Source organism: Alkalicoccus urumqiensis, from assembly GCF_002993335.1.
Classification (GTDB): Bacteria; Bacillota; Bacilli; order Bacillales; family Salisediminibacteriaceae; genus Alkalicoccus; species Alkalicoccus urumqiensis.
In genome coordinates this window covers 112,076-126,345 of the sequence record NZ_PVNS01000001.1, presented here as the reverse complement: position 1 = coordinate 126,345, position 14,270 = coordinate 112,076, and the positions used below count along the sequence as shown (strand labels likewise).

Annotated in this window: 15 protein-coding genes; 10 read left to right on the top strand and 5 right to left on the bottom strand. The window is 51.9% G+C overall.

Translation table 11 applies throughout. From position 1 onward, the window contains the following. Positions 1–266 precede the first annotated feature (266 nt). The 4 genes from C6I21_RS00505 to C6I21_RS00490 are packed head-to-tail and all read right to left on the bottom strand — an operon-like array spanning position 267 to position 4,208. Entirely contained in the window at positions 267–1,532 is a 1,266-nt protein-coding gene (locus C6I21_RS00505) for a PTS ascorbate transporter subunit IIC (RefSeq protein WP_105957469.1), read from the bottom strand. A 45-nt stretch (positions 1,533–1,577) separates the two neighbouring features. Beyond that, the gene (locus tag C6I21_RS00500) at positions 1,578–1,850 is read right to left on the bottom strand and encodes a PTS sugar transporter subunit IIB (protein WP_105957468.1); all 273 of its coding nucleotides are present in this window, start codon (positions 1,848–1,850) and stop codon (positions 1,578–1,580) included. Then, entirely contained in the window at positions 1,847–2,329 is a 483-nt protein-coding gene (locus C6I21_RS00495; protein WP_105957467.1) for a PTS sugar transporter subunit IIA, read from the bottom strand. Before C6I21_RS00495 ends, C6I21_RS00500 begins: the two co-directional genes overlap by 4 nt. 1 nt (position 2,330) lies before the next feature. Beyond that, entirely contained in the window at positions 2,331–4,208 is a 1,878-nt protein-coding gene (locus C6I21_RS00490; protein ID WP_105957466.1) for a helix-turn-helix domain-containing protein, read from the bottom strand. 211 nt (positions 4,209–4,419) lie between these two features. On the opposite strand from C6I21_RS00490, the gene C6I21_RS00485 reads away from it, so the two are divergent. Further along, on the top strand, positions 4,420–5,169 hold the full coding sequence (locus C6I21_RS00485) for an SDR family oxidoreductase (RefSeq protein ID WP_105957465.1): 750 nt from the start codon (positions 4,420–4,422) through the stop codon (positions 5,167–5,169). A gap of 65 nt (positions 5,170–5,234) precedes the next feature. On the opposite strand, the gene hpt is transcribed toward C6I21_RS00485, so the two are convergent. Then, positions 5,235–5,768, bottom strand: a complete 534-nt coding sequence (gene hpt, locus C6I21_RS00480) for a hypoxanthine phosphoribosyltransferase (RefSeq protein ID WP_105957464.1) — start codon at positions 5,766–5,768, stop codon at positions 5,235–5,237. Positions 5,769–5,942: 174 nt separating this feature from the next. Between hpt and C6I21_RS16235 the strand changes: the two genes are divergently transcribed. From C6I21_RS16235 to C6I21_RS00435, 9 genes are all read left to right on the top strand, one after another. Continuing rightward, positions 5,943–6,113: a hypothetical protein gene (locus C6I21_RS16235; protein WP_181186007.1), complete on the top strand. Its 171-nt coding sequence runs from the start codon at positions 5,943–5,945 to the stop codon at positions 6,111–6,113. A 13-nt stretch (positions 6,114–6,126) separates the two neighbouring features. Then, positions 6,127–6,624, top strand: a complete 498-nt coding sequence (locus C6I21_RS00475; protein WP_105957463.1) for a GNAT family N-acetyltransferase — start codon at positions 6,127–6,129, stop codon at positions 6,622–6,624. Further along, the gene (locus tag C6I21_RS00470) at positions 6,605–7,450 is read left to right on the top strand and encodes an aminoglycoside 6-adenylyltransferase (protein ID WP_181186006.1); all 846 of its coding nucleotides are present in this window, start codon (positions 6,605–6,607) and stop codon (positions 7,448–7,450) included. The genes C6I21_RS00475 and C6I21_RS00470 overlap by 20 nt, the downstream gene beginning before the upstream one ends. 342 nt (positions 7,451–7,792) lie before the next feature. After that, positions 7,793–9,532, top strand: coding sequence for an endo-1,4-beta-xylanase (locus C6I21_RS00465; protein WP_105957461.1), 1,740 nt, complete (start codon positions 7,793–7,795; stop codon positions 9,530–9,532). 428 nt (positions 9,533–9,960) lie between these two features. Continuing rightward, positions 9,961–10,530: a nitroreductase family protein gene (locus C6I21_RS00460; protein ID WP_105957460.1), complete on the top strand. Its 570-nt coding sequence runs from the start codon at positions 9,961–9,963 to the stop codon at positions 10,528–10,530. 13 nt (positions 10,531–10,543) lie between these two features. Then, positions 10,544–11,089, top strand: coding sequence for a nitroreductase family protein (locus tag C6I21_RS00455; protein WP_105957459.1), 546 nt, complete (start codon positions 10,544–10,546; stop codon positions 11,087–11,089). Beyond that, positions 11,086–11,796: a class I SAM-dependent methyltransferase gene (locus tag C6I21_RS00450; protein ID WP_105957458.1), complete on the top strand. Its 711-nt coding sequence runs from the start codon at positions 11,086–11,088 to the stop codon at positions 11,794–11,796. Before C6I21_RS00455 ends, C6I21_RS00450 begins: the two co-directional genes overlap by 4 nt. Positions 11,797–11,800: 4 nt before the next feature. Further along, positions 11,801–12,304 carry a ferritin gene (locus C6I21_RS00445; RefSeq protein WP_105957457.1) on the top strand — a complete coding sequence of 168 codons (504 nt, stop codon included), beginning with the start codon at positions 11,801–11,803 and terminating at the stop codon, positions 12,302–12,304. Between the two features lie 788 nt (positions 12,305–13,092). Beyond that, entirely contained in the window at positions 13,093–13,974 is an 882-nt protein-coding gene (locus C6I21_RS00435) for an ABC transporter ATP-binding protein (protein ID WP_105957455.1), read from the top strand. Positions 13,975–14,270: the final 296 nt, after the last annotated feature.

Below are 14,270 nucleotides of genomic sequence, written 5' to 3'. Positions count from 1 at the left end.
GTGAATGTTAAAGAAGCCGGTGGGGATCCTCCCGCCAAAGCCCTCCGCTTTAAACCGCAGGTGGTCCAGGGAGAGGGGCAGAAAATAAAGTGCGGAAGTTGGAAAATCGCCTGCCAAAGCTGGACAATAAGGTACGGGTGGGAGCCGCCGCTTTGAGATAATTTCTCTCCGCAGCTCTACCCAATTCCAGACTCACAGCTGCAGTAACAAAACGAAGAGAGCACCTCCATAAGGAAGTGCTCTCCAGATTAGTACTCCAGCGGGGATCAGCTGAATAAATCAGCGAGCAGCCCGATCAATATACCGATGACGCCGAAATCGGAATCGCCGAACGTCGTATTTTCAAACCCGAGGTTTCCAAGCACCGGCAGAAGAAGTGCCGGGATAAAGCTGATCAGCACACCATTGGTAAACCCGCCGACAGCGGCTCCCCTCCGGCCGCCGACAGCATTTCCAAAGACACCGGCTCCGGCACCTGTGAAGAAGTGCGGAACGAGCCCTGGAATGATGAGTGCCAGAGAGAAGATCCCGAGGAAAAACATGCTGATCACACCGCCGATGAAGCTGGAAAGAAAGCCGATGATAACGGCGGTCGGTGCGTAGTTGAAAATGATCGGTACATCGAGTGCCGGCTTCGCACCGGGTACCATTTTTTCTGCTATCCCTTTAAAAGCAGGGACGATTTCTGTGAGGATCATCCGTACACCAGCCATGATGATGCTGAAACCGGCAGCAAACGTGACACCCTGCATGATTCCGAACATGATATAGTTCTGGTCTCCTGCGTACTGGCTCACAATTTCCGGACCTGCAACGAGGACGAGAAAGAGGAACATGACGACCATCGTCAATGCCGTGGAAATCAAGGAATCCCGAAGAAAAGAAAGACGCTCTGGAATTTTAATATCTTCAGAGGACTTATTCACATCACCGACAGCTTTGCCGACAAGCCCCGCGGAAATATAACCGACAGTGCCGAAGTGTCCGATGGCGATATCGTCGCCGCCGGTCACCTGACGCATAAATGGCTGGGCGAGTGCGGGCATGATGACCATAACCGCTCCGAGAATGACAGAACCGGTGACAATGAGGGGAACACCGGTCATTCCGGATGTTCCAAGCACCGCAGAGAGCAGGGCAGCCATGAAGAACGTATGGTGTCCGGTCAGAAAGATGTACTTCAGCGGAGTGAAGCGTGCAAACAATATGTTAGCAATGAAACCAAAGCCCATAATCAGCGCTGTTTCGGTACCCAGCGTCTGCTGTGCAAGGGCAACGATGGCTTCATTATTCGGGATGACCCCCTGAATCTGGAAGCGGTCCTGAATGATGCCGCCGAGAGAATCCAGCGAGCCGATGACCACCCCGGCTCCGGCGCCGAGAATGACGAAACCGATGATACTTTTGGCTGTGCCGGAGAAAATCTTCTCAAATTTGGCCCGCTGCAGGATGAGACCGGTCATAACGATCAGACCGACCAGCACCTCCGGCAGACTTAAAATGTCATTCATTAGAAAATCGAGAAAACCCATAACATTAACCCCCTATTACCTTTTCGTTCCTCGTGTCAGGTGTCGTTAGTTGGACTCCAGAAACTCCGTCACGGCCTGCTCTACTTCTGCTTCACTGGCCATATTTTTAATGGCCTTTACTACTGCTGATCCTCCGGCAAGCTGGGAGGCAAACTCGCTGTTCGTTAAAATAAGATCTGCTTTCACGCTCTCTGCTGTTCCGATGTCAACGGCTTCCACGTCTGCGGTGACACCCTTTTTCTGAATCACTTTTTCCGCTGTCATTTTCAGCATCAGGCTGGAGCCGAATCCCATTCCGCATACACATAAAATTTTCATTTTTCGTCATCTCCTTTTTGTTTTTGAACGTCGAAAAGAATTGTTCTTACTTCGTCGGCTGAACCGGCCCGGCGGAGCTTCTCAATCACTTGGCTGTCTTCGATCCAGGTCGAGATCGTTCTCAGCAGGTGGAGGTGGGACTCCGAATCAACGGCTGCGAGGCAGATAAAGATCTGGGCCTCGTTATCTCCCGTGTGCCCTGCCTCCGGGAAAGCGGCGCCCTGCTGAAGAACAGCGACGGAGACGCCGGCTTCATTTACACCTGCTTCGGGCCGTGCGTGCGGCAGTGCCACGTGCGGGGCGATTAAAATATACGGTCCGAGATCATGGATGTTTTGAATCATCGCCTCGATGTAGGAAGGCTCAACTTTTCCTGCATCGAGAAGCGGTCCGGCACTGAAAGCAATCGCCTCCTGCCATGTCATTGGCTTATCTGACCATTGAATTTCTTCTGAATAAAGAGTAATTTCGCTCATCATGTCACCTCTTCGAAAGTCTTTTCCAGTCTAAAATTGCATTCATGCACGCTTCGTTTGTAAGCAGCTGGTATAAATACTGCAGCTGCGGCAGATGTGCCTGTTTGTCCGGGGTAGCCATAAACAGAATGGCCGTACTGTGGATCCGCTCTCCGCGCTGGAAGGGTTCCGGCAGCTGTACGAGGCTGAATCCGGCCCTGTACACGTGATCGGAGTGCGTATGAATGAAGAGCAGGCCCGGCACGATTTCATACAGATAGTCTTTTTCCAGTACCGTTCGTTCGATATCCTCCAGAAATCCAGGAGCTGTAATCCCTGCCTGCTCCAGCATGGAAACACCGGCCCGCAGTACAGGTCCAAGGCCTTCTCCTTCTACAGGTGCATAAATCATGATACGCTCCGGCGGAATAAGGGCATGGACGGCGCTGCGGCTGTCTCCGGCGAGAAGGGAGTCGTTCCGGTGTCCGCTTTCCTCAATAAAGTGTGCTATCTTTTTTATCTCCTCCTCGGTCATGACGGGCTTTACAGTCACATAAGGACAGGGACTTGCCGGCAGGGAAACGGAGGAGACGATAAAGTCTGGTTTTTCCCATCCGGTTTCTTCTTCCAGTTCGGAGATAGAAATGGTCCGTTTCACGTCGATCTGCGGAAAATGCTTCATCAGCGTCACGGTCAGAAGCCGGCTTGCGGCAAGTCCGCGCGGACAGACGACCCAGACTTTATACCGTTCATTTTCAAAGGAAGCCTTTTCGTAGATGACTGCCATACAGATAACGAGTGGAATGATCATGTCCACGGTCAGCCGGGCCGGCTGCTCCGTATCTTCCTGCAGCGTCTCCCATAGATGAAAGAGAATAAACGGGTACTGATCCTCGATTTTCTGCCGGAGCGGGTGGACCGTCTGAATACGGTGTGCCTGTCCGTACTGAAGTGCCTGCCATTCGTGGTACAGTTCATTCCGCTGTTTTTCAGAGGTGCCGGTCAGTCCCATGCGGACCTCGATCTTTTCCAGAAAGCTGAAAAAGGCGGTGTCCTGAACGGAGAGACGGGTTTCGCTGAAGATACTTGAAGTCGCTTTCAAATAATGAAAGGCAAAAGCCATCTCATCCGAGGAAACAGTGGTACCGGTCTGCCGGCAGAGATCTTCCCATAAGCGGGTGAACCATTCCGGAAGGTTCTCCGGCGAGCGCTCACCCTGGATAGGACAGGAGGCTCTCGTACGCTCCAGATGAAGGGCCCAAACGTAATAAAACGTGGATGGAATTCCTTTGTCCGGAAGGGCCTCATAGATGAGAGCTTCACTTTCCTCCAGTTCACGAAGTTTTAAATGGAACCAGTTGATGTAAGGGAGCGGGTTCATTGAATCCCACAGCTCTTCCAGCTGGCCGATGATACTTAAAATGGCCATCCGTTTATTCCGTTCTGATCCGGTAAGGCGGAACCCCTGCCGCGTCCGCTCCAGCTGAAGGTGAAACGAGGCGGTCCAGGATTCAGCGTGATCCATCTGCTGGACAACGGTAGCTTTGCTTACTTCCAGCTCTTCGGCCAGCTCCCGGAGCGTCAGCCAGTCTTCGGCCAGCAGAAGCTCGTGGAGAATGAAGAAAAGACGCTCTTTGGTGGAGACGCTCCGGCCCTGTCTGTTCAGCTCTTCATGGATCTGTTCCAGCTGTACAGGGTCCGGATCGCCGGCTAATTCCCATACGCCCTGTCCGGACAGATGCTCCAGCGTCACCCCTTTTGTGTGCAGCCAGTCTGCGACGGTATCGAGATCGTAGCGGAGTGTCCGTTCACCGACACCGAACACTTCCTCTGCCTCTTTTAACTTAAAGCGCGTATGTCCGTTTAAAATCATTTGTATTAATTGACGGCGCCTGGCGTTCATGATGTGCACCTCCTTTCTGTAAACAAAGTATATGACGAAACGCCAGAAAAATGAATGCGCTTACATTATGAATGCGTTCACTATTTGGTGAATGATTTTAAACGTCCACTTGAATATGGAAAAGAAGGAGAAAGTTAGCGCGGCGTTTTATTTTGAGCATATGGGGAATGAGACAAGGGTTCTACAATTATCAAACAAAGGTGGTTATACCATGGGAGACTGGTCCGGAAAAACCGTAGTAATAACAGGTGCGAGCAGTGGGATCGGGGAAGCAACAGCGGCCCGTTTTGCGAAAGAAGGTGCTGACGTTGTCGTAGCGGCCCGCCGCGAGGAGCGTCTTCAGGAATTAAAAGACCGTTTATCCGATCTGCCGGGTAAAGTGGAGTATAAAGCAACAGATGTAACAAATCAGCAGCAGGTCGAGGATCTGATTCAGTTTACCGTCGATACATTCGGCCAGGTGGACGTTCTCTTTAACAACGCCGGCCTGATGCCGCTCAGCTTTATGAAAAACAAAAAAGTAGATGAGTGGGAGAAAATGGTCGACGTGAATATCAAAGGGGTGCTCTACGGCGTCGGAGCCGTGCTCCCGCATATGCTGGAGAGAAACAGCGGCCATATTATTACGACATCCTCCATTGCCGGACACGAAGTGATGCCGGCCGGAGCCGTTTACTGTGGTACGAAATTTGCCGCGCGTGTCATTATGGAAGGACTCGGCAAAGAAATTGCCAAGAGCGATGTACGCACGACGTCCATTTCGCCGGGAGTTGTCGATACAGAGCTTACCGACACCATTACGGATGAAGAAGCGCTCGATATGCTGAAAAAAGGCATCGGCTTAAATGAAATGACGCCGCTTCAGAGTGAAGATATCGCCGAAGCCGTCTTTTATGCCTGCAGCCAGCCGAAGCACGTAGACGTAAACGAAATCATCGTCCGTCCGAATCAGCAGGGATAATAATCATGAAAAAACAGGACCGTCCCATCGCGGGGCGGTCCTGTCTGCGTAGAAGAGCGTTCTATTTAATCGTCTTCGTTCCGTACGCTGGCGATATAAGGCAGATTGCGGAACTGCTGGGCGTAGTCAATGCCGTAGCCGACGATAAACTCATCCGGGATCTGAAAGCCGATGTAATCAATTGGAAGCTCCACCCGGCGGCGGTCCGGTTTATCGAGCAGCGTGCACACCTTCAACGCCTTCGGTTTATGCATGCGGAGGTGATCGAGCAGGAAGTGGAGCGTCAGCCCGCTGTCCACAATGTCCTCCACGACGATGACATTTTCTCCGGTAATATTGCTGTCGAGATCTTTCAGCAGGCGCACTTTTCCGGTCGTCTCGGTCTGGTTGCCGTAGCTGGAAACCGAAATAAAGTCCACCTGAACATTTCCTCCGACCGCTCTCATTAAATCCGCTGCGAAAACGAAGGATCCTTTCAGGACAGCGATCAATGTCACCGGTTCCCCTTGAAAGTCTGCTTCAATTTGTTTTCCCATTTCTTTTACCCGCTTTTGAATCGCCTCTTCTGAAAGCATCGTATCGTGAATGGTAAATGACATGTTCATTCTCCTTCCGTGAATACAGTCCGTCATTATCATACGTGGAGGAAGTACATTTGTAAATCGTCGTTTTCAAATTATGAAAAAATGTCAAAAATACGAGAATAAACGGTAAAAAAAGGATATTTTTGTGGGAAAACGGGCATACTAGGTTAGTAGAGAGGAGTGTGTGCAATGGAATGGATTTCGATGCTGCTCCCGGTTATGGCACTGGCAGCAGCGGCAGGACTAATTCTTCTCGTTTGGGGAGTTATTGAGCAGAACCGGCGCCGCACCGCGGGGGAACGTCCGTCAGAAGAAGCTGTCCAGCCGGAACCGGTAAGGCACCACCAGCCGCTGAAGTAAAGGAGGAAATCCGATGCAGATCCGCCAGCTGACGGAAAAAGATGCAGAAGATTATTTTGTGCTGCGCATTCGTGCTCTGCGTGAGCACCCGGAAGCGTTCGCAAAGAGTCCCGAGGAAGTAGAGGAGCTTGGTATCTCCCGGCTTGCCGAACAGTTTAAAGAAGGGCGCACCGTAACATTCGGGTCGTTTTCCGGAAGTACGCTGACAGGGATGGCGACGCTGATTCCTGACTACCGGCCGAAGACGAAGCATAAAGGCTGGCTGACCGGCATGTACGTTATTCCGGAATGCCGCAATGAGGGAATCGGCACCCAGCTTGTGGAGCGTGTGCTGGAGGAGGCGGCGGTCCGCGGAATGAAATACGTTCACTTGACGAGTGCGGAGAAAAACCACGCAGCTGAATCGCTCTATTCCCAGATGGGATTCCGGCGCTGGGGAAAAGAACCGGCGTCTCTCTGGGTGAACGGAAACTGGGTGGATGAGGTGCACTATGTGCGGGAAATTGAATGAGAAGACTGCCGGGCTTAAGCGTATCGTCGAAAAAACGGCGGAGGAATGTGCAAAAATCCGGGCAGCCTGGCTGAACGGCTCTCTCGTGAATCCGGAAGTCACGCCGGATCCGTGGCAGGACGTGGACGCTGTGTTTGCGGTAAACGACATGGAGCCGTTTTTATCGGACGTTTCCTGGCTGTCCCGTTTCGGGGAGGCAGCGATCATACAGACGCCGGATGATGGAGTCCTTTCCCCTGGAAGGAAAGACCGGTACGCGTTTCTCATGCAGTTTACCGACGGCACGCGGCTCGATCTGACGTTCTGTCTGGTAAAGGATGCGCCGCGCATTTACAGAGAAGACTCTCTTGTAGAACTGCTCTTGGATAAGGAGGAGCTGCTGGAGCCGGCAGAGCCGGATGCTTCTTCGTGGTACATACAGCTTCCATCAAATGAAGAAGCGGCGGCATGCTGGAATGAATTCTGGTGGCTGGCTCCGTACACCGCCCGTGGCCTGCTGCGCGGCGAAATGCTGTATGCGCTCGACCACCTGGAGACAGCCCGCCGCATGCTGCGGCGGATGCTGGTCTGGAGAGCGGTATACGAGCGGGGAAAGCCATTTAACCCGGGGAAAAGCGATAAGTGGCTGCTCCGCTGTTTGAGTGAAGAAGAGGAGCAGCAGCTGAAGCATACTTATCCGCAGGCAGAGGCAGAGGCCGTCTGGGACGCCTGGCGGGAAGCGGCGGAATTGATGGAGAAATCGGCAGCCGCCCTGCCGTATGCATGGAACTGGCAGGAGGCGGAACAGGTAAAACAGCTGATTGCTGACTGGAAAGCAGCAGAATAAAGAGATTGATGCTGACAGAGGTGTGGATCCTCGTCAGCTTTTTTTATGTCTACGTAAAATTTTACACCGGGCCCGCTCAATGAAAGTGCACGAAATCACCTGGGCATATAGTTCATTCATTAAATTAAATACCACGATGGTTATGTAAAAATGCCGGTATTTTTAGAATGAACCGTCCATTATTGCTCTTATTTTCTAATTAATTCCATATTTAATGACATATGACGCAATTTTACCAATATTAAGTAAAGTTATTGATTAAACAAAGTAGAGGGATTATGATAGTAAATGATAACGCTTACAGAGCGTATCGATTTCATCATTATCTGGGGAGGTAAGGGAATGAAACGTAGACACAAGTACTTACTAAGCGGAACCGCAGCGATCATGGCTGCATCCGTTCCGGCCGGCGTATCCGCAGCCGGTGAAGCAGCAGTTGATGCTGATTCCATGAAGGAGCGGTATGAAGACTCCTTTGACATCGGTGCAGCAGTGGAGCTTTACCAGCTGGAAGGTGTGCACGGAGAGATTTTGAAACGCCACTACAACAGCCTCGTGGCGGAAAACGTCATGAAGCCGCTCTACATTCAGCCGGAGGAAGGCGTATTCTACTGGGATGACGCTGATCAAATCGCTGACTTCGCAAGAGAAAATGACATGACCCTCCGCTACCACACGCTGATCTGGCACAACCAGGTGCCGGACTGGTTCTTCGAAGATGAGAACGGGGAGCCGATGGTCGATGAAACAGACCCGGACAAGCGTGCGGAGAACAAAGAAGTTCTTCTCGAGCGCATTGAAACGCACGTAAAAACAGTCGTCGACCGGTACAAAGATGTCGTTGATGCCTGGGATGTTGTAAACGAAGTCATCGATGACGGTGAACCGAACGACGAAGGTCTCCGCGAATCACCGCTGTATCAGATCGCAGGGAAAGACTACATCCGCACCGCTTTTGAAGCAGCACGTGAAGCCGGCGGGGAAGATGCCAAGCTGTTTATTAACGACTACAACACAGAAATTAACCCTAAGCGTGACAACCTTTATAGTCTGGTAGAGGACCTTCTCGATGAAGGCGTGCCGATTGACGGGTTCGGCCATCAGGCACATATTCAACTTGACTGGCCGACACTGAATGAGATCGAAGAATCGATCGAAATGTTCGCCGGTCTCGGCCTGGACACGCACATCACTGAGCTTGACGTCAGCCTGTACGGCTGGCCGCCGGAGCCTGCCTACGAAAGCTATGACGCCATCCCAGATGAGGAATTTGAGCGTCAGGCAGACCGCTACAATGCATTGTTTAACCTGTATGAGCGTCACGACGATGACATCTCCAACGTCACGTTCTGGGGCATTGCAGATGATCACACATGGCTCGATGACCGCGCCGAAGAGTACAACGACGGCGTTGGTAAAGACGCTCCATTCGTCTTTGACACGGACTTCAATACGAAACCGGCGTTTGATGCGATCATGGATGCGTATGAAGAAGAAGACGATGACAACGACAACGACAATGGCAATGACGGACCGGAAGCCCCTCCGGAGCCCGAACTTCCGGATGCGTTCACCGATTTCGATGAATCTGATCCCGGTTATGCCGCGGTCCGCGCGATGCAGGCTGCCGGTCTGATCCAAGGGTACGAAAACGGCACGTTCCGTCCAGATAACAGCATTTCGCGCGCCGAAGCGGCTGTGCTTCTGACACGGGCACTGGAACTCAGCCCTTCCGGTACAGCAGATTATCCTGATGTATCCGGTGATGCCTACTATGCAGGAGCTGTCGCAGCTGCGACAGAAGCCGGATTGTTTGCCGGCGGAACAGATGGGAACTTTGCTCCGCAGCGGGAAATTTCCCGCGGGGAAATGGCGGCAGTTCTGTCACGGGCATTCTCGCTCGGCGGCGGAACAGAAACGCCATTCACGGACCTTGACGGTTCCATCTACGCTTCGGCTGTCGGACAGCTTTACGGAAGCGGCTACACGGCAGGTGTCTCCGCGAATGCCTACGGCGTACACCAGGACATGACGCGCCGTGATTTCTCCGTCCTGCTCTACCGGATCATGAACGACCAGTAAAACAAACAAGAGAAAAAAGTGGTGGGGACGTTTTACTCCGCGGCGGCTGAAAAGCCGATCCGCGGAGTTTTTTTACTTGAATGAATATTCACTTTTGGAAGAAGGTGGTTTTCTTTGGTTGTCTGAGAAGACTGCCTGTGAAAAAGCATTTAACATACTCTCTAACAGGATATATGAGAATGATAATCACTAATATGATGAAAAAAAGATGAAGAAATGAAAATATATATAAAGGCTGTATTGACGTTTTATTTTTTGTGCAGTAAAGTAAACAATGTACCACAGTTGATAATCATTCTCACTAAAATAAAAAAGCAATTCCCCCTCACTTATCAAACAATATAGTGGGAATGATTATCAACATCCAATATCATCGTATTTTATTAATAGTGAAATGGCTGAATATAATTGCAAATGGAGGAACGCTCATGACTACACGAACTGTACAGACACCGATAGCAAAAGTGATCCGGGAACGGCGCTCGATCAAAACCGGCTATCTGGAGGAGGACGTACCGAAGGAGCTTGTCATGGAACTTCTGGAAGACGCCGTCTGGGCGCCGAACCACGGGCTGCGGGAACCGTGGCGCTTCGTCTTTGTTTCCGGGGAAGAGAAAGACGCGTTTGCTGAAGAGATGGCATCGACCTTCCCACTGGATATGCGGGAAAACCGCAGAAACTATTTTTCCGATCCCAAGGCGTTTTTAATCGTTCTTATGAAAGAGGATCCGCGGCAGAAGCAGTGGGAGGAAAACTTCGGCGCAGTCAGCTGCCTCATTCATAACTTCCAGCTTCTCGCCTGGGAAAAGCGCCTCGGCGTCGTCTGGAAAACGAACCCGCATATTTACGACCCGAAAGTACGGGAGAAAATCGGTGCGGCACCGGATGAGAAGATTGCCGGATTTCTTCACCTCGGTTTTTTTGATCCAGCCGAGCCGCCGAAACGCAGGCAGCCGACACCTGTATCCGAGTTAGTAACGGATTACCAATCCAAGTAAGGAGGGAACAGCGATGCTGACAAAGCAGGAAGAGCAGGTGATGACAGCGATGGTAGAGAAAGTCATGCTCGAGCGGATGGTGCTCCGCTGTATAACGACCGAAGACGTGCCGCTTTCTGTCATTCAGACGCTCTGGGAGGAGGCGTCTGCTGAACTGCAGCCTGCCGTCAGATCCGGTGTCCGCCTTCTCGTATTCCGTGGAGAGAGCCGCACATATTTAACCGAGCCGCTTCTTTCTTCTATGTACGAGCATGTACCGGAAGCGATCCGCACAATGTATGACCGGATTCCGCTCCACGCTGTTGTTGTCAGTCGTTCCGACGAGCAGGTGCCTGTGCTTCGGGCCCTTCAGTCGATGCAGGAAGCAGCCGACAGCTGCGGCCTGGCAGCGGTGATCAAACAGAACGAATACCGCTTTCCGGCAGAATGGTATACGGAAGCCGGTATCGACAGCAGCGAACAGCTTCTCGCCGTCGTGCACACCGGCTGGTATCCGGCAGCCACACAGGAGGAGAAAGCACTTTTCTTCAATAAAGATCGTAAGGAGGACTCACGATGACACATCCGGCAGGCAATGGAGGAAGACAGCCGCTGTTTACGAATCAATGTTTATCGTCGCGGAGAATGTGGCTGGAATCGATCTGCGGACAGGGGCCGGGGCAGGCACTCGTCACCAGTGCGGGCGGCGGTGAAAACGTCTTTCTGCTGGAATCGCTTCAGTGGGATGTCATCGGCGTGACGCCGACGCTTCAACAAACGCAGTATGCCGAAGAGGCGGCAGGTGTCCACGGAAGCAGAGCCAGATTCGTCTGTGGTTCTCCGGAGCAGCTGCCTTTTCGGGAGGAATCATTTCATTTACTTGTGCACAGCGGCGCAGAAGGGGACGGAGATTTTTCCGAAAAGGCATTCCGCGTCATGAAACCCCGCGGAAAATTCCGCTGGTTCCTGCCGCAGCAGACGCCTTCCGGACCGATTCTTGACTCCTTGAAACGTGCAGGATTTCAAAACGGCCGGCTTATCTATATGATGCAGCAGCACACCTATACCGCGGTTGAGATGACTGCCCATCTTCTCAACCGCGGTCAGACAGCGGCAGCGGCGTACCAGGAGTCGCTTCACGGACAGCCGGCAGCGGAAATCAATCGAATTTTTCGTGAATCCGGGTTATACTGTTGGCAGGCAGTGGAAACAGAAGAAGGACTCCGCTATCATCAGCGGGTTCCGGGAGCTGTAGCTGCTGCTGAAAAAGAATGGAGAAAGGGATGATTGCATGCTGAGTCAGAAGTTGACAGATGCATTGAACGAGCAGATGAACTACGAATTTTATTCCGCCCACGTCTATTTAGCAACCGCTGCCTACTGTTCCGCAGAGAGCCTGGACGGTTTTGCAAATTTCTTTCTCGTGCAGGCGGAGGAAGAGCGCTTCCACGCCATGAAGTTTTATGACTTTATCAATGACATGGGAGAACGTGCCGTCATTAAGGGTATGCCGGAGCCTTCGAATACATTTTCCGGCATTCAGCAGACGTTTGAAGATTCGCTGCACCATGAAAAAGAAGTGACAAAGCGGATCTACCAGCTTGCAGACATTGCGCTGGACGAGCGCGAGCACGCAACAATGACATTTTTAAACTGGTTTATTGATGAGCAGGTGGAAGAGGAAGCCTCGTTTGACACGCTGATCCAGCGCGTGAAGCGGATGGAGTCCGACAGCCACGCGCTTGAAATGCTCGACCGGGAGCTTGCCGGCCGGTCATTTAAACCGGGGGAATAATCTAGCGCAGCCGGGAGAATCTTTCTCCCGGCTTTTTTGAAGTACAAGAAAGTATAAAATTCGAAGCCTCTTCCGAGCAGGAATGGCAAGGGTTATAGCATGTCAACGTTCTGTTCTATGTGCCGCTTGTTTTTGTTAATGGAGCTTCTCCGCTTTTCGGCAGAAGCTTGCCGTGGGCTTGTCTTCAAACAAAGAGCAAATCCCACCGGCGTCTCTGCCGAACGCTCCGAAGCACAGTATTACGTTTAGAAAGACGGAAGCTTCGATCTGGAGAATAGATGGATAAACTGGATAGCGGATAGTAAATATGCAAACGAAAAAATGCTTTTACGGTAGAAGAAACAACCTGCTAGTCAAAGCACTTCTTTCCTCTGCCGAAACCGGAGGCCGTCGACTCCGGGAGGATCCGAACGAGGCGAAAATCCATTCCTTCAGACGGAAGGAGGAAGGAATTAGTTGAGCCCGTTCCCTCCGGAACGCGTACGGCTGCAGGTGCAGGCAGAAAGCGGGAACCTCTTCAATAGACCTCTCTTTTCTTTTAAGACCAGGCGGTTTCTGCCTGGTTTATTTTGTGCTGGTAATGCCGGAAAGAGAGATTTTCACTGCCGGCCTGCACGCCGGAAACTCTTGGCAGGCAGCGGGGAACTGTTTTCAGCGGAGCCGCAGTCAGACAACTATTTCTCCGACGAACGGCTTGATTTTACATGAGTGCTTGTATTGAGAATATTCTCATTGTATACTAGTGATTGATAATGATTTTCAGTTCGAAGGAAAAGAGGAGTGTCTTCATGAGTCATCTGCAGGCAGAGCATCTAAACGTAGGGTATGACAATCACAATATTATTGAAGACTTATCCGTTTCAATACCGGAAGGGCAGATCACCTCAATCATCGGCCCGAACGGCTGCGGGAAATCAACGCTGTTAAAAACGATCTCCAGAATTATGCGTCCGGCACAGGGGACCGCGTATTTAAACGGGAAAGATATACACCAGATGAAGTCGAAAGATGTGGCGAAAGAGATGGCGCTGCTGTCCCAGTCGCCGGATCTTCCCGGAGCGATGACGGTAAAAGAGCTCGTCGCCTACGGCCGCTATCCGCACCAGCGCCGGTTTATGGGCCGCCGCAAAGAGGACGATGAAGCGATTGAACGGGCCCTGTTTGACACGCAGCTGACGGAGCTTGCCGACCGTCCGGTGGATGCCCTCTCCGGCGGCCAGCGCCAGCGTGCCTGGATTGCGATGGCCCTTGCGCAGGAGACCGACCTTCTCCTGCTCGATGAGCCGACGACGTATCTGGATATGGCTCATCAGATGGAGGTGCTGGAGCTTCTGGAGCGGCTGAACCGCGAGCACGGCAGGACGATCGTCATGGTGCTGCACGATTTAAATCATGCGTCCCGTTTTTCGGACTATATCATTGCCATGCGGCAGGGCTCGATCTGCTACCAGGACTGCCCGGAATGTGTCATCTCCCAGGAGGCGCTCCGTGAAGTGTTCCAGATTGAAGCACTTGTAACGGAGGATCCATGGACCGGAAAGCCTGTCTGTATGACCTACAATGTCATGAAAAATCCGGACAAGGAAGAGAAAGTAACGCCTTTGACCAAAGCGGAGACCGCTTCAAACCTGCGGACCAAAACAGCGCCGCAGCGTCTTTCCACTTCCTGATACCCCTCTGCCTGCCAACTTCTTCTTAAAAAATCTGCCGGATATTCCGGCAGATTTTTTTATAATTACAGAAGCGCCGGGATCGGAGAAGTACTGCAGAGGATCCAGGATCGCAGCGGCAGTGTTCAAGATCGCCACACGAGCGTGTCAGACCGCCACGGGAAGGAAAAAGACCGCCATACCACGAAGAGACCGCCATGCGGGAGCAAAAGATCGCCACACTGGCGTCAAAGACCGCAACGGTGCACCGAAACACTGCCACGTCTTGAACGAACACCGCTACGAAACCGGCTGAA

Bases quoted from the DNA above. Each gene is read 5' to 3' on its own strand.
- C6I21_RS16235 (WP_181186007.1), top strand. From the start codon at position 5,943: ATGGAATGGATTTCGATGCTGCTCCCGGTTATGGCACTGGCAGCAGCG.
- C6I21_RS00475 (WP_105957463.1), top strand. From the start codon at position 6,127: ATGCAGATCCGCCAGCTGACGGAAAAAGATGCAGAAGATTATTTTGTG.
- C6I21_RS00465 (WP_105957461.1), top strand. From the start codon at position 7,793: ATGAAACGTAGACACAAGTACTTACTAAGCGGAACCGCAGCGATCATG.
- C6I21_RS00500 (WP_105957468.1), bottom strand. From the start codon at position 1,850: ATGAAAATTTTATGTGTATGCGGAATGGGATTCGGCTCCAGCCTGATG.
- C6I21_RS00455 (WP_105957459.1), top strand. From the start codon at position 10,544: ATGCTGACAAAGCAGGAAGAGCAGGTGATGACAGCGATGGTAGAGAAA.
- C6I21_RS00485 (WP_105957465.1), top strand. From the start codon at position 4,420: ATGGGAGACTGGTCCGGAAAAACCGTAGTAATAACAGGTGCGAGCAGT.
- C6I21_RS00450 (WP_105957458.1), top strand. From the start codon at position 11,086: ATGACACATCCGGCAGGCAATGGAGGAAGACAGCCGCTGTTTACGAAT.
- C6I21_RS00495 (WP_105957467.1), bottom strand. From the start codon at position 2,329: ATGATGAGCGAAATTACTCTTTATTCAGAAGAAATTCAATGGTCAGAT.
- hpt (WP_105957464.1), bottom strand. From the start codon at position 5,768: ATGTCATTTACCATTCACGATACGATGCTTTCAGAAGAGGCGATTCAA.
- C6I21_RS00460 (WP_105957460.1), top strand. From the start codon at position 9,961: ATGACTACACGAACTGTACAGACACCGATAGCAAAAGTGATCCGGGAA.
- C6I21_RS00470 (WP_181186006.1), top strand. From the start codon at position 6,605: ATGTGCGGGAAATTGAATGAGAAGACTGCCGGGCTTAAGCGTATCGTC.
- C6I21_RS00435 (WP_105957455.1), top strand. From the start codon at position 13,093: ATGAGTCATCTGCAGGCAGAGCATCTAAACGTAGGGTATGACAATCAC.
- C6I21_RS00445 (WP_105957457.1), top strand. From the start codon at position 11,801: ATGCTGAGTCAGAAGTTGACAGATGCATTGAACGAGCAGATGAACTAC.
- C6I21_RS00505 (WP_105957469.1), bottom strand. From the start codon at position 1,532: ATGGGTTTTCTCGATTTTCTAATGAATGACATTTTAAGTCTGCCGGAG.
- C6I21_RS00490 (WP_105957466.1), bottom strand. From the start codon at position 4,208: ATGAACGCCAGGCGCCGTCAATTAATACAAATGATTTTAAACGGACAT.